Annotated in this window: 19 protein-coding genes and 1 tRNA gene; 13 read left to right on the top strand and 7 right to left on the bottom strand. The window is 66.6% G+C overall.

Annotated elements, in window-relative coordinates:
- Position 1 precedes the first annotated feature (1 nt).
- The 11 genes from gspE (at position 2) to JF515_RS05100 (ending at position 10,634) form a co-directional block, all read left to right on the top strand.
- Positions 2–1,516, top strand: a complete 1,515-nt coding sequence (gene gspE, locus JF515_RS05150) for a type II secretion system ATPase GspE (RefSeq protein ID WP_274380665.1) — start codon at positions 2–4, stop codon at positions 1,514–1,516.
- Entirely contained in the window at positions 1,516–2,739 is a 1,224-nt protein-coding gene (gspF, locus tag JF515_RS05145; protein ID WP_203101651.1) for a type II secretion system inner membrane protein GspF, read from the top strand. Before gspE ends, gspF begins: the two co-directional genes overlap by 1 nt.
- 63 nt (positions 2,740–2,802) lie before the next feature.
- Positions 2,803–3,234, top strand: a complete 432-nt coding sequence (gene gspG, locus JF515_RS05140; protein ID WP_203101649.1) for a type II secretion system major pseudopilin GspG — start codon at positions 2,803–2,805, stop codon at positions 3,232–3,234.
- Positions 3,235–3,242: 8 nt separating this feature from the next.
- A complete protein-coding gene (locus JF515_RS05135) occupies positions 3,243–3,995 on the top strand; it encodes a prepilin-type N-terminal cleavage/methylation domain-containing protein (RefSeq protein ID WP_274380664.1) in 753 nt (250 codons plus the stop codon).
- Positions 3,992–4,459 carry a type II secretion system protein gene (locus JF515_RS05130; RefSeq protein ID WP_203101644.1) on the top strand — a complete coding sequence of 156 codons (468 nt, stop codon included), beginning with the start codon at positions 3,992–3,994 and terminating at the stop codon, positions 4,457–4,459. Before JF515_RS05135 ends, JF515_RS05130 begins: the two co-directional genes overlap by 4 nt.
- A complete protein-coding gene (gene gspJ, locus JF515_RS05125) occupies positions 4,456–5,094 on the top strand; it encodes a type II secretion system minor pseudopilin GspJ (protein WP_238400868.1) in 639 nt (212 codons plus the stop codon). Before JF515_RS05130 ends, gspJ begins: the two co-directional genes overlap by 4 nt.
- Positions 5,082–6,176, top strand: coding sequence for a type II secretion system minor pseudopilin GspK (gspK, locus tag JF515_RS05120; RefSeq protein ID WP_238400867.1), 1,095 nt, complete (start codon positions 5,082–5,084; stop codon positions 6,174–6,176). The genes gspJ and gspK overlap by 13 nt, the downstream gene beginning before the upstream one ends.
- Before the next feature lie 12 nt (positions 6,177–6,188).
- The gene (gene gspL / locus JF515_RS05115; RefSeq protein WP_203101636.1) at positions 6,189–7,352 is read left to right on the top strand and encodes a type II secretion system protein GspL; all 1,164 of its coding nucleotides are present in this window, start codon (positions 6,189–6,191) and stop codon (positions 7,350–7,352) included.
- A complete protein-coding gene (gene gspM, locus JF515_RS05110; protein WP_203101634.1) occupies positions 7,349–7,873 on the top strand; it encodes a type II secretion system protein GspM in 525 nt (174 codons plus the stop codon). The genes gspL and gspM overlap by 4 nt, the downstream gene beginning before the upstream one ends.
- Entirely contained in the window at positions 7,874–8,593 is a 720-nt protein-coding gene (locus JF515_RS05105) for a DUF1461 domain-containing protein (RefSeq protein WP_203101632.1), read from the top strand.
- Positions 8,594–8,624: 31 nt separating this feature from the next.
- Positions 8,625–10,634: a PEP-utilizing enzyme gene (locus tag JF515_RS05100; protein WP_203101631.1), complete on the top strand. Its 2,010-nt coding sequence runs from the start codon at positions 8,625–8,627 to the stop codon at positions 10,632–10,634.
- A gap of 73 nt (positions 10,635–10,707) precedes the next feature.
- On the opposite strand, the gene metH is transcribed toward JF515_RS05100, so the two are convergent.
- The gene (gene metH / locus JF515_RS05095; protein WP_203101630.1) at positions 10,708–14,406 is read right to left on the bottom strand and encodes a methionine synthase; all 3,699 of its coding nucleotides are present in this window, start codon (positions 14,404–14,406) and stop codon (positions 10,708–10,710) included.
- Between the two features lie 204 nt (positions 14,407–14,610).
- Between metH and JF515_RS05090 the strand changes: the two genes are divergently transcribed.
- Positions 14,611–15,390 (top strand): DUF481 domain-containing protein, encoded by a 780-nt coding sequence (locus JF515_RS05090; RefSeq protein ID WP_203101627.1) that lies wholly within the window; start codon positions 14,611–14,613, stop codon positions 15,388–15,390.
- A gap of 231 nt (positions 15,391–15,621) precedes the next feature.
- On the opposite strand, the gene JF515_RS05085 is transcribed toward JF515_RS05090, so the two are convergent.
- Positions 15,622–15,698 (bottom strand) — tRNA-Pro (locus JF515_RS05085).
- A 143-nt stretch (positions 15,699–15,841) separates the two neighbouring features.
- On the opposite strand from JF515_RS05085, the gene JF515_RS05080 reads away from it, so the two are divergent.
- A complete protein-coding gene (locus JF515_RS05080; protein ID WP_203101625.1) occupies positions 15,842–16,954 on the top strand; it encodes a methyltransferase in 1,113 nt (370 codons plus the stop codon).
- A 7-nt stretch (positions 16,955–16,961) separates the two neighbouring features.
- Here JF515_RS05080 and mtnC read toward each other — a convergent pair whose 3' ends face one another.
- From mtnC to JF515_RS05055, 5 genes are read right to left on the bottom strand one after another with little or no spacing between them, the layout of a single operon-like run.
- The gene (gene mtnC, locus JF515_RS05075) at positions 16,962–17,648 is read right to left on the bottom strand and encodes an acireductone synthase (protein ID WP_203101623.1); all 687 of its coding nucleotides are present in this window, start codon (positions 17,646–17,648) and stop codon (positions 16,962–16,964) included.
- A gap of 7 nt (positions 17,649–17,655) precedes the next feature.
- Positions 17,656–18,201 (bottom strand): 1,2-dihydroxy-3-keto-5-methylthiopentene dioxygenase, encoded by a 546-nt coding sequence (locus tag JF515_RS05070; RefSeq protein ID WP_203101622.1) that lies wholly within the window; start codon positions 18,199–18,201, stop codon positions 17,656–17,658.
- A gap of 29 nt (positions 18,202–18,230) precedes the next feature.
- The gene (locus tag JF515_RS05065; protein WP_203101621.1) at positions 18,231–18,860 is read right to left on the bottom strand and encodes a methylthioribulose 1-phosphate dehydratase; all 630 of its coding nucleotides are present in this window, start codon (positions 18,858–18,860) and stop codon (positions 18,231–18,233) included.
- Positions 18,857–19,894, bottom strand: coding sequence for an S-methyl-5-thioribose-1-phosphate isomerase (gene mtnA / locus JF515_RS05060; protein ID WP_203101620.1), 1,038 nt, complete (start codon positions 19,892–19,894; stop codon positions 18,857–18,859). The genes JF515_RS05065 and mtnA overlap by 4 nt, the downstream gene beginning before the upstream one ends.
- Positions 19,895–20,344 carry a PGPGW domain-containing protein gene (locus JF515_RS05055; RefSeq protein WP_203101619.1) on the bottom strand — a complete coding sequence of 150 codons (450 nt, stop codon included), beginning with the start codon at positions 20,342–20,344 and terminating at the stop codon, positions 19,895–19,897. It abuts the gene before it with no gap.
- Between the last annotated feature and the right edge of the window lie 7 nt (positions 20,345–20,351).

The following is a 20,351-nucleotide window of genomic DNA, read 5'->3' as shown; positions in this document are numbered from 1 at the left end:
TATGAGCGAAGCAGTGGTCGAGCAATCCGAGGACATGGAAGAAGACGCCGGCGGGCCCCAGTTGCTGCCCTATGGTTTCGCGCGCCGCTTCGGGGTGCTGCTGAGGGAGAAGGACGGTCGCCGGGAACTGTGCTGCCGCCAGGACGTATCCCTGCAGGCGCTCGCCGAGGTGCAGCGCTGGCTGGGCGGGCTGCCGCCCATCGTCAAGCTGGACGAGGGGGCCTTCAGCTCCGCCATGGCGCTGACCTACGAGCAGCAGCGCGGCGCCGCCGCCGAGGCCGCCGACAACCTTGAGGGGTTGGATCTGGCTAGCCTGGCGGATTCCCTGCCGGAGACCTCCGACCTGCTGGAGCAGGAGGACGATGCCCCGATCATCCGGCTTATCAATGCCCTGTTCCAGGAGGCGATCCGCGAGAACGCCTCCGATATCCACATCGAAACGTTCGAGAAGCGTCTGGTGGTGCGCATGCGCGTGGACGGCGTGCTCCGCGAGGTGCTGACCCCGAAACGGGAGCTGGCGCCGTTGCTGGTGTCGCGCATCAAGGTGATGGCACGTCTCGACATCGCCGAGAAACGGATTCCCCAGGACGGTCGTATTTCCCTGCGCCTGGGCGGGCGGGACGTGGACGTGCGGGTCTCCACCATGCCGTCCAGCAACGGTGAGCGGGTGGTGTTGCGTCTGCTCGACAAGCAGGCCGGGCGCCTGCAGGTGTCCCACCTGGGCATGGGCGAGGTGTGCGACGCGCACATGCGCGAGCTGATCCACAAGCCCCACGGCATCATCCTGGTCACCGGCCCCACCGGTTCCGGTAAGACCACTACCCTGTACGCCTCGCTCACCGAGCTGAACGATGCTTCGCGTAATATCCTCACCGTCGAGGACCCGATCGAGTACCAGCTCGAGGGCATCGGCCAGACCCAGGTCAACACCAAGGTCGACATGACCTTCGCCCGTGGCCTGCGCGCCATTCTGCGCCAGGACCCGGACGTGGTGATGGTCGGTGAGATCCGCGACCTGGAAACCGCCGAGATCGCGGTGCAGGCATCGCTCACCGGCCACCTGGTGCTCTCCACCCTGCACACCAACACCGCGGTGGGCGCGGTGACCCGTCTGCAGGACATGGGCATCGAGCCGTTCCTGCTCTCCAGTTCCCTGCTCGGGGCCCTGGCCCAGCGTCTGGTGCGGGTGCTCTGCGATGACTGCAAACAGCCCTACCAGCCCAGCGAAAGCGAGCGCGGCATGCTTGGCCTGGCGCCGGATCAGGACGCCACGCTCTACCATCCGGTCGGCTGCGAGCACTGTAACCACCAGGGCTACCGGGGCCGTACCGGCATCTACGAACTGGTGGTAATCGACGATGCCATGCGCGAGCTGATCCATGAACGCGCCGGCGAGCTGCGGCTCACCCGGCATGCCCGCACTCTGACGCCGAGCATCCGCGAGGACGGCTGGCGCAAGGTGCTGGCCGGCGACACCAGCATCGAAGAAGTGCTGCGCGTCACGAAGGAAGACTGATGCCCGCGTTCGAATATCGCTCCCTGGACCACCGGGGCAAGGTCAAACGGGGCACCCTGGAAGCGGACAGCGCCCGGCAGATCCGCCAGCAACTGCGCGACAAGGGCTGGGTGCCCCTGGAAGTGTCCGAGGCCAAGGACCGCCAGGCCGGCGGCGGCCTGTCCGCGCGCCTGTCCGCCACCGGCAAGCTCAAGGGCGGCGAGCAGGCCCTGATCACCCGCCAGCTCGCCACTCTGCTCAAATCCGGCCTGCCGGTGGAGCAGGCGCTGTCGGCGGTGGCCAAGCAAGCCGGCCAGGTGCGGGTGGAAAAGATCATCCTGGCGGTGCGCGGCAAGGTCCTGGAGGGCTACAGCCTGGCCCACGCCCTGGCCGAGTACCCGCGCGCCTTCCCGGAGATGTACCGCGCCACCGTGGCCGCCGGTGAGCAGAGTGGCCACCTGGAGCAGGTCCTGGAGCAACTGGCCGACTACCTGGAAACCCGGGACGACACCGGTCGCTCGGTGAGCCAGGCGATGATTTATCCCGCCTTCATCATGATATTCTCCGCCCTGGTGATCGGCTTCCTGATGGCCTTCGTGGTGCCCAAGATGGTGGCGGTGTTCGCCAATCGGGACCAGGCTCTGCCGTTCATTACCGTGGCGGTGATCGCGCTCAGCGATTTCGTGCGCGCCTGGGGCTGGCTGCTGGCGCTGGTGGTGATTGGCGGCGCGATCGCCTTTTCCCGGGCCCTGCGTGAACCGGCGTTTCGCATGCGCGTGCACCGGCGGCTGGCCGCCATGCCGCTGATCGGCACCATGATGCGCGCCTCGGACAGTGCCCGCCTGGCCAGCACCCTCGGTATCCTGGGCCGCTCCGGCGTGCCTCTGGTGGATGCCCTGTTCATCGCCGCCCAGGTGGTCGGCAATCTGGCGATCCGAGAGGCGGTGGTGACCGCCGCCGCCCGGGTGCGCGAGGGCGGCAGTCTCAGCCGTGCTCTGGAGCAGAGCGGCTATTTCCCACCGATGCTGGTGCAGATGATCGCCAGCGGCGAGGCCAGCGGTGAACTGGACAACATGCTCAGCCGGGCGGCGGATTATCAGGAACGGGAACTGACCAGCACGGTCCAAACCATGGTGGGACTGTTGGGGCCCCTGATGTTGCTGGTCATGGCCGGGTTCGTGATCCTGATCGTTCTGGCGGTGATGCTGCCGATCATGCAGATGAACAATTTCATGGCGGGGTAGGGGCCGGGCACGCACGCTCCGTCCAACAGGGATGTAATTCCAGACAATACTAAAAGGTGATTCATGAAAACGATGCAACGCGCGCAGGGCGGTTTCACCCTGCTGGAAATCATGGTGGTGGTGGCCATCATCGGCCTGCTGGCGGCCATGATCGTCCCCAATGTGATCGGCCAGGGGGAGCAGGCCAAGGTCGATATCGCCAAGACCAACATGTCGCGCATCGTCCAGCAGCTCGACATGTACAAGTTCAACAACGGTACCTACCCATCCACCGAGGAGGGCCTCAACGCCCTGGTGGAGCGCCAGGCATCCGCCAAGAAATGGCCGGAAGGCGGCTATCTGCCGAGCCTGCCGGAAGACCCCTGGGGCAATGACTACGTCTACATCAGCCCCGGCGTGGACGGTCCCTTCGACCTGTATTCCCTGGGCGCCGACGGTGTCGAGGGCGGTGATGGCACCGACACGGACATCAGCTGGCGCGACAGCGACGGCTGATCCCGGTCATGGGGGTTCGGCGCGGCGCCAGGGGGAGCCACCGGCAAGGTGGCTTCACCCTGTTGGAAATCCTCGTGGTGGTGGGGCTCATCGCCATGCTGTCCCTGGCGGTACTGGTGGTGCCGGTGTGGATGGACGACGAGCGCCAGTTGGATGGCGAGGTGGCCCGGCTCACCGATACCCTGACCCTGCTTAACGAACAAAGCCTGTTCGGTGGCCGCCTGATGGCCCTGCGTCTCACCGACCAGGGCTGGACGCCGCTGGTCTACGACGTGGGCGCCCGTCAGTTCGTGCCCGCCCAGGGCAACGGTCTGCAGGCCCGCCGGCTGCCCGCCGGTCTGGAGCTGGCCTGGCAGTTCGATGACCTGCCCGCCGACGAGGAAGAGCGCATGGGGCTGGATCAGGTGGCCGAGCGCCTGGTCTCCGACAGTCCCTTTGGCGGTAACGACGACGAAGGGCGGGGCGGTTTGCTCGAAGAGGAGCGGGCCCGCGCCGGGGAGCGGTCACAAGACGAGGACGACGAGGACGATGACGTCCTGCCCCAGGTGTTCTTCTTCCCCAGCGGCGAAACCACGCCGCTCACCCTGACGCTGCGCTCCAGCGATGACATTGATCTGGAAGTCCGCCGGCGGTTGACCGCCCTGGGCCAGGTGCGCGATCCGGACAATGAGCAGGACGAGGAGGCACTCACCGCCCCGGACGACAAACCGGACGACGATGATCGGCTGATCGACGACGACTTCCTGGGAGGCGACCGATGAATGCCCGCGCGGGACGCCGCCAGCAGGGCGGTTTCACCCTGGTTGAGGTGGTGCTGGCCGTGGCCATCCTGGCCCTGGCCATGGTCACGCTCAGCCAGACACTGGGCGCCAGCGCCGTGGCCTACCGGAGTATCGACGATACCCGCCGGGCCTACATGGTGGCGGCGGACAAGCTGGTGGAGATGCAGGTTTACCAGCAATGGCCCAATACCGGCACCACCGACAGCACCGTCACCCGGGGCGACCGGGAGTGGTGGGTGCGCGCCAAGGTCAGTGCCGGCCCCTATCCGGACACCCGCCGGGTGGACATCGAGGTGGGGGAAATCATCGATGATCAGGAGCGGGACCCGATGTACACGCTGGCCAGCCTGATCGGCAAGCCCGCCGACGACAACGGCCAGTTCCAGCAGCCCGGCGCCGGTGATGGCGGCGGTGGCGGCAGCCAGGATCTGACGGGGGGATGATGAACCGTCGACGCGCGCGCGGCTTCACTCTGCTCGAGGTGCTGGTCACCATCGCCATCTTCGCGATGATGTACGTCCTGGCGGTGGAGTTCCTCAACCGGGCCCTGGCCAACCGGGACATGCTCAGCGAGGGCGCCACGGAACTGGAGGGCGCGCAACGGGCGGTGACCTACCTGACCCTGGACTTCGAGCAGTTGATCGCGCGCCCGGTGCGTGATCCCTATGGCGACCCCCAGCCAGCCATTTTCGGACGCGACGACTACGTGGAATTCACCCGCCTGGGCTGGTCCAATCCGTTCCAGCTGCGCCGTCGCAGTGAGATGCAGCGGGTGGTGTACGCCCTCGAGGGGGACACCCTGTACCGCCGCTACTGGCCGGTGCTGGACACCAACGTGGCCACCGAATACCAGGAGGACGTTCTGCTCAGGAAGGTGGAGCGGTTCCAGGTGCGCTATCTGGACAAAACCCAGGACGGTGAGTGGGGCTGGCTGGAGTTCTGGCCGGAGCCGGCGCTGATGAACACGCCGGTCTGGCAACAACGGCTGCCCAAGAGCGTGGAAGTGGAAATCGAGCTGGAGAGCGGTGAGCGGCTGCATCGCTTCTTCCGCACGGTGGTGAACCCATGGGCGGTATGAGCGGAGCGGGCCGGGCCCGGCAGCGCGGCATGGCCCTGATCATCGTGCTTATGCTGTTCGCCATTCTGGCGGCGATCACCACCGAGGTGATGTTCCGGCAGGACCGTTTCCGTACCCGCACCGAAAACCTGTTGCAGTGGGACAAGCGCTATCAGTACGCCATGGCCACCGAGGTGGTGGCGGTGCAGGGACTCAACGACGATCTGGAGGGCGATCGCCAGGAGAACCAGCAGGTCGACGACTGCGTGGAGGAGCAATGGGCGGTGGAGCTGCCCCCCACGCCCTACGAGGACGCGGTGCTCAGCGCCAGCGTCCAGGACCTGCAGGGCCGCTTCAATCTGAACTGGCTGGTGGAGGCACAGGGGGTTGGTTTCCAGCGCGACGACGAGGCCCGCGACATGCTCCAGCGTCTGCTTGAACAAACCCTGCCGGACCCGGCCCGGGCCAGCCTGCTGGCCAACCAGATGGCCGACTGGATCGACAGCAATAATATCGTCGACGCGGTGGAGGGCGCGGAAGACGCCGAATACCGCCTGCGTCGTACTCCCAACATGCCGGTGGCCCACGAAAGCGAGCTGCGCGCGCTGCGCGATTTCCAGGTCGGCGACTTGTTTCCGGACCCGGCCATGTGGGGCCTGTTCACGGCGCTGCCCACCGGCACCACCTTGAACCTCAACACCGCCCCCCAGCCGGTATTGGACGCCGTGCTTGGCCCCTACGCCGGCGGTGAGGCCGCCGAGGCGGTGGTGCGGTTGCGCCAGGAAGAACCGATCCTCGATGTCGCTACCTTGATGCAGGAGGAGCCGTTCGCCAGTCTGGAGGAGGAGCAGCGCCAGGCGCTTAGCAAACGCCTCGGCGTGGCCAGCGAGTATTTCCAGATCATGGTGGACGTGGAAGTGGCCGGCGACCTGAGCCGCCTGGTGAGCCGGGTACGCCGCGCCGCCGGCGGGGGCGCCGATCGCACCCAGGTGTACAGCCGGCAGGTGAAGCCGCTGCTGTCGCCGCTCGAACCGGCCTGCAATCCCTTCTACAATGCGGGCGATGACAACAACAATGTGATAGACAGTATTCCAGGGACGTAAAGGACGGGAATTTTGGCCGATTCAGCTTTGATCTATCTGGCCCCGGGGGCCTTCAGCCGGAACCGGGAAGCCGGCCTCGAGGAGACGATGGTGCTGTTCCAGGCGGGCGCCGGCGATACGCCGGAGCGCCTGACCCTGGGGCAGGCGCTCAACGAGCGGGCCGGCGGCGCCGTGGATCTCGTGGTCACCAGCGCCGAGGCGCTGCTCACCGGCGTGACCCTGAGCCGCAAGCAGGCCCGCCATCTGCAGCGGGTGCTGCCGTACCTGCTGGAGGAGCAATTGCTGGAGCCGCCGGAGGCGTTGTGGTTCGCCACCGGCAAGGCCGAGCATGGCCGTTATCCGGTGGCGGTGATCAATCGCGAGGCTCTGGCAGCGTTGCTCGCGGTGTGCCGGGAGGCCGGCGTGCGCGCCGCCCGGCTGAGGGTGGACGCGGACCTGCTGGCGCCGGAAACCCCGGTGCTGATCAGCGTGCCGGACTGGGGCGGCCTGATTCTGGAGCGGGATCAGGCGCTGGTGGCCGACGCCGAACAACGGGAAGCGCTGATCGCCCTGCACCATGACGAGGAGCGCCCCTTCACCCGCCTGGACGACGACCTCACCCTGTGTGACCGTCTGCGCGCCGGCCTGGCCGCCGAACGCGGCGTGGAAATACTGCAGGGGCCCTATGCGGCCCGCCAGAGTCAGCGCGGTGCCCCGTCTCCCTGGGCGCCCTGGAAGCCGGTGGCGGGCCTCGCCGCGGCGGTGTTTCTGATTGCCCTGGCGGCGGTCTGGGCGCAGCAATGGCGCTATCAGCAGGCCGCTGATCAGTCGTTCGCCGAAGCCGCCAAACTCTATCAGTCCCTGTTCCCCGGTGATCGCGCCACCTCCGGCTTGCGCCGTCAGTTCGAGGCTCGCCTGGCGCGCCTGGGCAGCAGCGGCGATGGCGGCGGCGCCACCCTGTTCTCGGTGCTGCCGGCGGTGGCGTCCACCCTGGGCGCCAGCGAGGTGGAGCCCAAGCGCATCCAGTTCGATCAGCGCGACGGCAGCCTGCTGCTGGATCTGGGCGCCAAGGAATACAATCAGGTGGAGAAACTGCAGACCGCGCTGCGCGAAAAAGGCGTGCAGGCCACCATCGCCAACTACCGCAACGGCGCCAGCGGCGTCACCGCGCGGGTCAAGGTGGAGCAGGCGGGATGAACCGGAAAGTACGGCAACTGCGTGACGAACTGGATAAGAAACTGGCACCGGCGATGGCCTGGTACCAGGAGCGCGAGACCCGCGAGCAGCGCATCCTGCAACTGCTCGCCGTACTGCTGGCGGTGGCGGTGCTCTACTGGCTGGTCTGGCAACCGAGCTGGCAAGCCCGGGAGTCCGCCCGCCAGCGCTACATCGCCAACCAGCAGACCCTGGCCTGGATCGAGAACAACGCCGACGCGGTGCGCGCCGCCCGGGGCAACCGCTCCGGTGGTGGCGACCAGCTGGGCGGCAACTGGGTAAGCGACATCAGCCGCTCGGCGCAGTCCTACGGGCTCACCCTGCGGGGCTTCACTCCCAACGGCAATGAATCGGTGCGCGTGCAGCTGGAGAACCAGCCCGCCAGCCCGATGCTGATGTGGCTGCAATCCTTGGAACAAAAGGGCCTGACCCTGGCCACCCTGGAGATGAGCGCCGGGGACAAACCCGGCACCGCCACCCTGCGGGCCACGCTGACGCGCTGAATGAAGGCACTGTCCCTGGCGGCTTGGTTCGCCTATGGCCTGACCACCGTGACCCTGGCCCTGGGCATTACCTGGGGCCTGTACGCGCAGATGGATTACGGCTACCCGTTCTGGTACGACGCCCTGGATATTGGCCCTCATATCGAGGAATACGCCCCTCTTAACCGCTACCACCGGCGCGACTTCCAGTATCTGGACGCCGCCACCCACCAGGCCCTGTTCCACGATATCCGTATTGCCGTCCACGATGGTGGCCGGGGCCTGGCGGCGCTGTCCTATCCGGATCGGCAAGGGCGCGATATTCCGCTGCTGCGCCATGCCGAGGTGCTGCACCTTCAGGATGTGGCCCAACTGATCGACCTGGGTCGCTGGGCGCTGCTGGTGGCGGCGCTGCTGTGGCTGCCCCTGGCCTGGATGCGGGTGGCGCGGCCGCCACCAGGTTGGCGGGCCCGAGCGCTGGTCGCTGTGACGCCGTTGCTGGCTATGGTAGGTTGGCTGCTTGTCGCCGGACCCACGGCGGTGTTCTACCGGTTCCACATCTGGTTGTTCCCCGCCGAGCATGAATGGTTCTTCTATTGGCAGGATTCGCTGATGAGCACCCTGATGAAAGCACCGGTGCTGTTCGGTGGCATCGCCGTGGTTCTGGTGGGGGGAACACTGGTGCTCACGCCGTTGCTGTATCGTGGCGGCCTGGCGCTGGTTCGGCGTGTTCGCCGATAACCATTGATATTCCAACCAACAGTCCAACGCCATGAGCATTGAAGTATTGGCCGCCGACGAGCGGGGGAGCGAGAACGTGCAACGCTGGGCGGCCTCCGGCCTGCCGGTGCCGCCGAGCTGGCGCATTAGCCGCGAGGCGGTGCTGGCCCTGGACGGCCCGGGCCTGACGCGCCGCCTGCGCGGCCTGCCACGCATGTTCACCGGGGATCGCTACTGGGTCTTGCACCAGGGCGCCATGAACGAAGGTTCGCAGCGGGAAAGCCTGGTCAACCTGGATTCCGACGAAGCCCTGGCGGCGGCGCTGAGGTCCCTGTTCCAGCGCGCCGAGCCGCCTGACCAGGTGGTGGTGCAGGCCTTGCCTCGTCAGCGCGCCGCCGGCGTACTGTTCACCCGGCACCCGTTGCGGCAGGATCTCTCGCACATGGTGGTGGAGGGCGTCGCCGAGGGTGATGACCGGCGCCAGCGGTTGATTTTCGATGACCAGGGCCGGCTGGTGTATGGCGGTGACAACGAACCGGCGCTTGATGATCTGGTCGGCGCTTCCCGACTGCTGGCGCTGGGTGAGCAATTGCGGCGTCGCTTCGAGCGGCCCCAGGCCGGTGAATGGATCTTCGACGGCGAGACCCTGTGGCTGCTGCAGACCCTGCCGGTGGGCTCGTTGCCGGTGCCCAAGGAAGTCTGGACCCGCCGCGCCGCGCCGGCGCTGTTCAACCAGGCGCTCACGCCGCTGTGGTACACCCTGGCCGGGCGCTGGCTGAAGACCGAATTCTGGGCGCCGCTGGCGGCGCGCCAGGGCTGGGCGGACCTGGCCCGGGTGGAGCCCTACCGTCGCCAGCAAAGCCATCTTTATACCAACAGCGAATTCTTCCGCCGTCTGCAGGGCCGCCACCCGGGCGTCGCCGACAAGGTGCCGCCGGCCTGGCAGCCGCTGGAAGCGGTGGGCGAGAGCGAAACCCCGGCGGCGCCGCCGGGGCCCGCCAGTCGCTGGCGCGCCGGCTGGGAGCTGGGCCGCGTCGAGCGGCGTCTGCGCCGCTGGCGGTCGCCACCTCTGGACCGGGAGCGGGCTTGGCGGGCGCTTATGACCCTGGATCGGCTCGGCGAGCGGCTGGCCCGGGAGGAGGGCGCCCTGGCTTACCTGACGGTCCCCGACGGGCTGGTCCACCAGCGCGGGCCGGTCCCCCTGGCGCAGCTGCTAGGCGGTTCTGAGCAGGCACTGCTGGTGGCGGTGCTGGCCGACGATGAGGCGGCTATCGATGCCAGTGATTTGCGACCGGGCGCCGATCCGGTGCACGCGCCGCTCAGTGAGAAACCGGCCCAGCGGCAAAGCCTGCGGCACGCCCGGCGTCAGTTCGATTCGAGCGCCGGCGCGGCGCTGTCCGCGACCGTGGCGCCGCTGCTGGGACAATGGCGCCGCGCCCGGGCGCTGAGATTCCAGCTTGGTGCCCACCTGCGCGAGTTGCTACGGCGGCTGGCGGCGGTGCTGGTCCAGGAGAAGCTGCTGGCGCACCCGGACGATGTCTTCTTTCTGTACTTCGACGAGCTGTGGGAACTGTGGATGGAGCGGCGTCTGCCGGGCTCCGCCGCCGGCGAGGTATTGGGCCAGCGTAAGGTGCGTTATCTGGAGGATGCCCATGCCGGCGCGCCGGACTGGAAGATGGACCGCATCGGTTTCGGTTTCGGCGGCGGTGGCCGCCCCAGCCCGGTGCTGCGCGGCGCCGGCCTGGCACCGGGGCGGGTGACCGGGCCGCTACGCCGGCTGTGCAGCGCCTGGGCCCTGAACCGGCTGCGCCCGGGTGACATCGTGGTGGTGGATCAGGTGGACCCGAGCTGGGTGCCCTGGCTGGCCCAGGCCGGCGGTCTGGTGATCGCCGGCCGCGACCCGCTCAACGCCGCCGCCAGCCTGGCGCTGGCCTGCGCGATTCCGGCGGTGTGGGGTGTCAGCGACATCATGCACAGCGTGGTTGACGGGCAGATGGCTGAGTTGGACGGGCAAGCAGGCGCGTTGACGGTTCAGGGCGGTGAGTTGAAAGTCGAGAGCTGAATCGTGGCTGAAGCCGCTCCTACGGAGACCTCTTCCTCTGTAGGAGCGGCTTCAGCCGCGATTCGCGCCGGGCTTAATCCTCGATATAACCCAGCAGGTGAGGCACCATCCGCTCGATGTTCTTGCGGGTCATGCCCTTGCGGGCGGCGTAGTCGTCCATCTGGTCCCGGGCCAGCTTGCCGGTGCCGAAGTAACGGGCTTCCGGGTGGGCGAAGTACCAGCCGGACACCGCCGCCGCCGGGAGCATGGCGTAGGACTCGGTGAGCGTCATGCCGGCGTTCTTCTCCGGTTCCAGCAACTCCCAGAGCAGCGCCTTCTCGGTGTGGTCCGGGCAGGCGGGGTAGCCGGGGGCAGGGCGGATGCCACGATATTTTTCCGAGATCATTTCCTCGTTGCTCAGGGTCTCGCCGGCGTCGTAGCCCCAGAATTCCTTGCGCACCCGCTCGTGCATGCGCTCGGCGAAGGCCTCCGCAAGACGGTCCGCCAGGGCCTTGAGCATGATCGACGAATAATCATCGTGGTCCGCTTCGAAGCGTTTCACATGCTCGTCGATGCCGATGCCGGCGGTCACCGCGAAGCCGCCCAGCCAATCCTGCTTGCCACTCTCCTTCGGCGCGATGAAATCGCTGAGCGCGTAGTTGGGCTTGTCGTTTTTCTTGCGGTCCAGTTGCTGGCGCAGATGGTGCAGGGTCATGAACGGTTCCGCGTCGCCGGGCTGGCGGTAGAGCAGGATGTCGTCCATGGCCGACTGCGCCGGCCAGAAGCCGATCACGCCCCGGGCGGTGAGCCATTTCTCGGCGACGATTTTCTCCAGCATGGCGCGGGCGTCGCGGTACAGCTTGGTGGCTTCCTCGCCGACCACCTCGTCGTCGAGGATGCGTGGGAACTTGCCGGCTAGCTCCCAGGAGCGGAAGAACGGTGTCCAGTCGATGCGTTCCACCAGATCGTCCAGCGGATAATCGTCGAACACCTTGAGGCCTTTCACCTTGGGTTCCGGCGGGGTGTAGTCACTCCAATCCGGCTGGAAGCGGTTGGCGCGGGCGTCGTCGATGCTCACCAGGGAGCGGTCCACCTGCTGCTGCTTGCGTCGCTCGCGCAGGGATTGGTAGGTGTCCTTCACCTCGGCCACGTAGTCATCATGCTGGGTGTCCGAGAGCAGGCGCGACACCACGCCCACCGCCCGGGAGGCGTCGGCCACGTGCACCACCGGGTTGTGATACTCCGGATCGATCTTCACCGCGGTGTGGATACGGCTGGTGGTGGCGCCGCCGATCAGCAGCGGCTGCTCCATGCCCAGCCGTTCCATCTCCGCGGCCACGTGCACCATTTCATCCAGGGACGGAGTGATCAGGCCGGACAGGCCGATCACGTCCACCTTTTCCTTTCCGGCGGTTTCCAGAATTTTTTCGCAGGGCACCATCACGCCCAGGTCGATGACCTCGTAGCCGTTGCACTGCAGCACCACGCCGACGATGTTCTTGCCGATGTCGTGCACATCGCCTTTCACCGTGGCCATCAGTATGCGTCCGTTGGATTCGTCCTGGGTGCCCAGTTCTTCCTTTTCCTTTTCCATGAACGGCAGCAGGTAGGCCACCGCCTTTTTCATCACGCGGGCGGACTTGACCACCTGGGGCAGAAACATCTTGCCCTCGCCGAACAGATCGCCGACCACGTTCATGCCGTCCATCAGCGGCCCTTCGATCACGTGCAACGGGCGCTCCGCGTTTTGCCGGGCCAGCTCGGTGTCGTCTTCCACGTGCTCGGTGATGCCCTTGACCAGGGCGTGTTCCAGGCGTTTCTCCACCGGCCAGGAACGCCATTCCTGGTCTTCCTTCTTGACCTCCTTGTCGCCGCTGCCCCGGTACTGCTCGGCCAGATCCAGCAGCCGCTCGGTGCCGTCCTCGCGGCGGTTGAGCACCACGTCCTCCACCGCGTCGCGCAGTTCCTGGGGGATGTCCGCGTAGATCGCCAGTTGCGACGGGTTGACGATGCCCATGTCCATGCCGGCCTTGATGGCGTGATACAGGAACACGGCGTGGATCGCCTCGCGCACCGGGTTGTTACCCCGGAACGAGAAGCTCACGTTGGAAACGCCGCCGGAGATCAGCGCGTGGGGCAGGGTGCGCTTGATGTCCGCCACCGCCTCGATGAAATCCACCGCGTAGTTGTTGTGTTCCTCGATGCCGGTGGCGATGGCGAAGATGTTGGGGTCGAAGATGATGTCTTCCGGCGGGAAGCCCACTTCCTCGGTGAGCAGCTTGTAGGCGCGGGTGCAGATGCGCACCTTCTCGGAGCGGCTTTCCGCCTGGCCGTTCTCGTCGAACGCCATCACCACGGTGGCGGCGCCGTAGCGGCGGATCAGCCGGGCCTGGTCAAGAAACTGCTTTTCGCCTTCCTTGAGCGAGATGGAATTCACCACGCCCTTGCCCTGGATGCACTTCAGCCCGGCCTCGATCACCTCCCACTTGGAGGAGTCGATCATGATCGGCACCTTGGAGATTTCCGGCTCGGAGGCCACCAGATTCAGGAACCGCACCATGCACTCCTTCGACTCCAACATGCCTTCGTCCATGTTGATGTCGATGATCTGGGCGCCGTTCTCCACCTGATCCCGGGCCACGTCCAGGGCGGTGTCGTAGTCCTCTTCCTTGATCAGCCGCAGGAAGCGCTTGGAGCCGGTGACGTTGGTGCGCTCACCGACGTTGACGAACAGCGAGTCGGCGGCGATGTTGCACGGCTCCAGGCCGGACAACCGGCACTGCACCTCGATGTCCGGCAGCGCCCGGGGCGCGCAGTCGGCCACCGCTTCGGCCATGGCGGAAATATGATCCGGCGTGGTGCCGCAACAGCCGCCGATGATATTGAGAAAGCCCTTCTCGGCCCAGCCACGAATCTCCCGGGCCATGGTGGCCGCGTCCAGATCGTACTCGCCCATTTCGTTGGGCAGGCCGGCGTTGGGGTGGGCGGATACCGGGAACTCGCTGATCCGCGACAGTTCCTCCACATAGGGCCGCAACTCCATGGGGCCGAGCGCGCAGTTCAGGCCGATGGACAGTGGCCGCGCGTGGCGCAGGGAGTTATAGAAGGCTTCCGTGGTCTGCCCGGTCAGGGTGCGGCCGGAAGCATCGGTGATGGTGCCGGAAATCATCACCGGCAGGTCGATACCGTGCTCGTAAGCGTACTGATCCACGGCGAACACCGCCGCCTTGGCGTTCAGCGTATCGAAGATGGTCTCGATCAGAATCAGATCCGCGCCGCCCTCCACCAGGGCATGGGTGGCCTGCACATAGGCCGCCACCAGCTGATCGAAATTCACCGCCCGGTAGCCGGGATCGTTCACGTCCGGGCTGATGCTCGCGGTGCGGTTGGTGGGGCCCAGCACCCCGGCCACGAAGCGTGGCCGCTCCGCCGTGGCCACCGCGTCGGCGGCGCGCCGCGCCACCCGGGCGGCGGCCAGGTTGATGTCATGGACCAGTTCCTGCATGTCGTAGTCCGCCATGGCGATGGACGTACTGTTGAAGGAATTGGTCTCGATGATGTCGGCGCCGGCTTCCAGGTAATCCCGGTGCAACTGCTCGATCATTTCCGGCTGGGTGATGCTGAGCAGATCGTTGTTGCCCTTGAGGTCGCAATGCCAGTCCGCGTATTGGCTGCCGCGATATTGCTCCTCGCTCAACTTGAGGCGCTGGATCATGGTGCCCATGCCACCATCCAGGATCAGAATCCGATCACGGAGCAGGGCATTGAGCTGTTCGCGGCGGTGGGTGGTCATTGGGAACTCCTGAAAACTCGCTAAGGCGCGCAGTATACTCGTCCGGCGCCGCGTTCCCCAGAGCAGGGCGCCAGCGGGACGCGCCGATTGTGGAGAAAATGTAAAAAAGCCCCCTCGGGGTACAGGGTGCCGGCCCCTTTACGCATAATTGGCCCCCTGGCCCTCACCCCGAGGGGTATTCGGGTACTGATGATTGGAGGAGTAATGCGAAAACAATGGCTGGCCCTGGCCTGCGGCATGGTGGTGCTGCCGGTGCTCTCCCACGCCCAGGAGGCGGACAACGCGGCGGACCAGGAAAGCGAGCAGGAACGGGCCTGGGACATCGAAGTCGAGGCATCCTATCTGCTCAAGAGCGGTAACAGCGACACCGAATCCGTGGTCGGCAAGGCCAACGCCGCCTACGACGGACAGGATTGGCGCCACACCGCCAAGGCGGAGAGCGTGAACACCGTGGGCGAGGACGACGACGGCGAACAGGAACGCACCGCCGAGCGCTACTACGCCTCCTACAAACTGGACCGCAAACTTCCCGAGAACAATTACCTGTTCAACGTCATTACCTACGACAAGGACACTTTCTCCGGGTACCAGTACCAGGCCAGCTACGCGCTCGGTCTGGGTCGCCGCTTCATCGAGACGCCGGCGCACACCCTGGACCTGGAAGCCGGTCCCGGTTACCGCGTCGAGTGCCTGGAGCCGGAAAGCGGCTACGCCAGCTGTGATGACAAGGAAGAAAGTCTGATCGGCCGTTTCGCCGGCAGCTACAAATGGAAGATCAGCGACACCTCGTCGTTCCGTCAGGATCTCAGCACCGAGGTGGCGGACAACAACACCACCCTGCGCTCGGAAACCTCGCTGACCTCGCGGATCAACGATCACTTCGCGCTGCGGCTCACTCACCTGGTAACCCGGGACTCCGAGGTGCCGGCGGGCACCCACAAGACCGACCAGGAAACCACCGCCTCCGTGGTTTACACCTTCTGAGGAAACGGAGCCGCGCGTGACGCAGCCTCGTAGCGTCTCGGTGTGGGCCCCTTTCCGGGACCCTGTTTGACAGGATGTCAAACCGGGAGCCCCCATGGACGGGTTCACGGCGTTCCCGGAAAGGGGCCCACACCGAGACGCGGCCTGGATGGAGGATCCGCCCGCCTCCGACGCCCAAAAAACGAAGCACAAAAAAAAGCCGGCCATCTTGTGAAGGCCGGCTTTTTAATTTGGTCGGAGTAGCAGGATTCGAACCTGCGACCCCTACGTCCCGAACGTAGTGCTCTACCAGGCTGAGCTATACTCCGAATGTGCGGCGTATTCTAGCAGCGAAATTTCAGAATGCCACCGTTTTAAGTCCGGCGATGGTTCGGTTGACGATATTCTGGCCAAGCTGGCCGTCGGCGGGCACAATGCCGCCCCCCTCACAGCCCTCCGGGAGCCCCTTCCAATGCCTGAAACCCGCTTTGGCGAACTCGTATTGCGACGCTGGCCCCGCCGGCGCGGCGAAACCCTGCAGGCGTTCGATGGTGCCGATCGTTATTTGCTGCGTCTGCTGGAAGAGGAGGGCGCCGGCCCAGCCACTCTGGTGATCAATGACCAGTGCGGCGCCCTGTGGCTGGGCGCCACCGATCGGGGCCCGACCTGGAGCGCCGGCGATGACTGGGTAGCGCGCCGGGCGGCTCTGGCCAACGGCGAGGACAACCAGCGCCCGCTGAACGCCGACCACTGGCTGTGGCCCGGCGACGCCCCCACGGCGACACCGGACCAGGTACTGATGCGCCTGCCCAAGTCGCTCTCCCTGCTGGAGGCGCAACTGGCCTGGCTGGCCGAGATCCTGCCCGTGGACACGCCGATTCTGGTGGCCGGCATGGATAAGCATCTGCCCGGGCAACTGGTGCCCTTGATGGAGCGCTACCTGGGTAACGGGCAGGCCGGCCATGGCTGGAAGAAGGCCCGGGTGTTCCGCGCCCGGGCCCCGGGCAAGGTGTTGCAGCCGGCGCCGGCCCCCGGCGAGGTGGCGGTGCCGGGCCGGGGCTGGACCCTGAGCGCTGGCCCCGGCGTGTTCGCGCGCCGTCATCTGGATATCGGCGCCCGTTTCCTGCTTGACCATCTGCCCCGGGATGTCAGCGGCGAAGTGGCGGACCTGGGCTGCGGCAACGGCGTGCTGGGGCTGAGCCTGGCGGCGGACAACGCCAATGCGCGGGTGACGTTCTGCGATGTGTCCTGGCTGGCGGTGGACAGCGCCCGGCGCAACGCCGCCGCCCTGTTCGGTGACGGGCACCGGCATGAATTCCATCTTGGCAACGGCCTGGACGGCCTGGAGCGGCGCTTCGATGTAATCCTGCTGAATCCGCCGTTTCACCGGGGGCACGCCGTGGACGACGGCGTCGCCCGAACCCTGTTCCGCCATGCCCACCGCTATCTGGCGCCGGGCGGTGAACTGCGGGTGGTGGCCAACGGGCACCTGCCTTATCGACGAAATCTGGCGAAACTGTTCGGCCAGGCGGACCGGCTGGCGGCTAACGACAAGTTCGTGATTTACCGCTGCGTGAACGACTGAGCCGGGTTCAGAACGCGCCCGGATCGATGTCGTCGAAGGTGGTGACCCTGGGATGGTCGCTGTCGCCGATGACGTCGTCGCGATCCAGTAGAGTGGTGCGCAGGCCGGCGGCCCGGGCGGCGTCCAGTTCCGCCTCCACGTCGGAAAGAAACAGAATTGCCTCCGGCGCCACGCCGATCCCGGCCTGGATAGCCCGGTAACTCTCCGCTTCTTTCTTGCCGCCGCTGGTGGTGTCGAAGTAGCCGCTGAACAGCGGCGTCAGATCACCGGCTTCGGAATGGCCGAAGAACAGTTTCTGGGCGGCAATGGAACCGGAGGAATACACGTACAGGGTGAAACCGGCGTCGTGCCACTGGCGCAGCCGCGCCACCGCGTCCGGATAGACATGGGCCCGGTAGTCACCATTCCGGTAGCCGGCCCGCCAGATCAGCCCTTGCAGGGTCTTGAGCGGCGTGGCCTTGCGGTCCTCGGCGATCCAGCGGCGCAGCAGGGCCGCCGCTCGGGCCGGATCATCCAGGGCTTCGCCGCTGTCGCGGGCCGCGTCCGCCACCGCCGACGCCACCACCGGGTCGTCCCAGTGCGCCGCCAGGAAGGGTTCCATTTGCCGGTCCGCGTAGGGGAACAGCACTTCCTTGACGAAGCGGATGCTGCCCACGGTGCCTTCGATGTCGGTGAGAATCGCCTTGATCGCCATCGCCGTTTCAGTTGTCCAGTCGGTTGAAGCGCAGCGCGATGTCGTCGCCGGTGAAGTTGGCCACCCAGCCCTGCGGATTATTGAACAGCCGGATCGCGGTGAAGCGGGGGTTCGGGCCCATGTCGAACCAGTGCGGCGTGTTGGCGGGCACCGAGATCAGGTCGCCCTTGGTGCACAGCACCTCGTAGACCCGCTCGCCAATATGCAGGGTGAACAGCCCCTGGCCCTCCACGAAGAAGCGTACCTCGTCCTCGCCGTGGCGGTGCTCGTCCAGGAACTTGCCGCGCGCCGCTTCCTTTTGCGGGTTGTCCGGCGTCATGCTGACCACGTCCACGGTCTGGTAGCCTTCTTCCCGTTGCAAGCGCTCGATATCGTCCCGGTAGGCTTCGATCACTTCATCCTGGGTGGGCTGTTCGCTCAGTCGGGCGGAGGCGTTCCATTGTTCGTAGCGCACCCCGACGCGGTTCAGTTCGTCGGCCATGGCCAGCTTGTCATTGACGATTTTTTCCGGGCTTTCCGGATGGCCTTCGCGGTAGATTTTCAGGTTGCTCATAGCGGTCCTCGTTCAGGTCGCGGCTCCGGTCAGCCCAGTCGGCGGCGGTCCAGTTCCACCGCCAACAGGGTTTCCAGAGCTTCCAGCTGCCGGTAACAGGCGGGCATGTCCGCCGCCCAGGTGTAAAGGCCGTGGCCACGGATCAGGTAGGCGTGGGTGATGCGGCCCGCCTCCAGTTGTCGGTCCACGTCGGCGGCCAGGGCGGCGATGTCCTGGCTGTTGTCGAACACTGGAATGGTAAGCCGGCTGTCGTGGCTGTGAATACCGTCCAGGGCCTTGAGCAGCTCGTAGCCCTCCAGGGTTACGTGGTCGGCGGGCCAGTGCATGGTCAACACCGTGGCGGCGTGGCTGTGGGTATGCAACACCGCGCCGATGGCCGGATCGCGCCGGTACAGGCTGGTGTGTAGCAGGGTCTCGGCGGACGGTTTGCCGTCGCCCACTGGTTGGCCGTCCAGGTCCACCACCATGATGTCCGTTTCCTCCAACAGCCCCTTGTCGCGGCCGGAGCGGGTGATCGCCGCGTGGTTGGCGTTCAGGCGCTGGGAGTAGTTGCTGCTGGTCGCCGGCGACCAGCCGTGCCGGTAAATACGCCGGCCGGTGGCGGCCAGGGTGCGGGCCGCTTCCCGGAAGGCGCTGGTGGAGTAGGGGCGTTCGGTCATGACGGGCTCCGCGCGAAGTGATCGGCCAGGGCGGCGGTGGAGGGTGATTCGATGACGCCATTCTCGGTGACGATGGCGGTGATCAGCGCCGCCGGCGTCACGTCGAAGGCCGGGTTGTAGACCGGGCAGCCCGCCGGCGCCAGTGCGGTGCCGCCGACCCGGCGTACCTCGTCGCCGTCGCGCTCCTCGATGATGATGCCGCCGCCATCGCTCATGGCCCGGTCCAGGGTCGACTCCGGCGCCGCCACGATAAACGGCAGGTTATGGTGGCGCGCCAGCACCGCCAGGTTGTAGGTGCCGATCTTGTTGGCGGTGTCGCCATTGGCGGCGATGCGGTCGGCGCCCACCACCACGGCGTCGATGCGCCCCTGCGCCATGAGCAGGCCGGCGGCGCTGTCCGCGACCAGGGTCACGGGAATGTTTTCCTGCATCAGTTCCCAGGCGGTCAGCCGGGCGCCCTGCAGCCAGGGCCGGGTCTCGCCGGCGTACACGCCCTTGAGATGGCCGGCCCGCCAGGCGGAACGCACGATGCCCAACGCGGTGCCGTGGCCGCCGGTGGCCAGGGCGCCGGTGTTGCAATGCGTATAAAGGGTGGCGTTGGCCGGCAGCAGGGCGGCGCCCAACTCACCCAGGCGCTGATTGGCGGCCTGGTCCTCCTGGTGAATGCGTTCCGCTTCGCGTACCAGACGCTTGCCGAGAGCGGCGCCGGGCTCGCCATCGAAACGTTCACGCATCCGGTCCAGGGCCCAGAACAGATTCACCGCCGTGGGGCGGCTGGCGGCCAGGGTGGCCAAGGCCGGCTCCAGGCCGGCGCCGTGGGCCCTGGGCCCCAGGCGCAGGGCCTCCAGAGCCAGGCCGTAGGCGGCGGTGATGCCGATCGCCGGAGCGCCACGCACCGCCATCTGGCGGATCGCGTCGGCGGCGCCGGCGGCGTCACGCACGTTCAACCACTCGGTGGTGGCGGGCAGGCGGCGCTGGTCGAGCAGCAGCAGATGATCGTCGAGCCAGTGAATGGCCGGGCTTTCAATGGGCATTCAGGTGTTCTCCCGGTCGCCGTCCGGTCGCGGCTCGTTGAGCGGCGGTCGGCCATAGCGGCGACGGATCCAGTTGGTGGAGCGCAGTACCCCGGGGCGGCGCATGATAGCGCGTTCCAAACGGTATTTCCCTGGAAAGGTGCTGACCATCAGGGCGATGACGATGGTCAGAATGCCCTGGCCGGGCAACACCAGCATCAGGATGCCGGCGGCCAGCAAAACCAGCGCGAAGGCGTTGCGCAGAAGCCATGTCAGCCAGCCCAGCGGGCCCCGGTACTGCAAGGGCCGTGACGGCGTGTTGAAGTAATCCACCGGCATGCGTACCACCAGCCAGGGAATCGCCAGCGCCGAGGCCAGGGCCATCACCACGCCGACCGCGGTGAGCCCCGGCAGCCAGGGCTCCAGATGCCGGACCAGCGGCGCCAGCCACTCGGGAAGCTCGAATTGCAAAAGGTGT

It is taken from the genome of Alloalcanivorax marinus (assembly GCF_016785095.1).
Lineage (GTDB): Bacteria > Pseudomonadota > Gammaproteobacteria > Pseudomonadales > Alcanivoracaceae > Alloalcanivorax > Alloalcanivorax marinus_A.
Note: the sequence above shows the minus strand (reverse complement) of the source record. Positions and strands in the feature narration are given on the sequence as shown.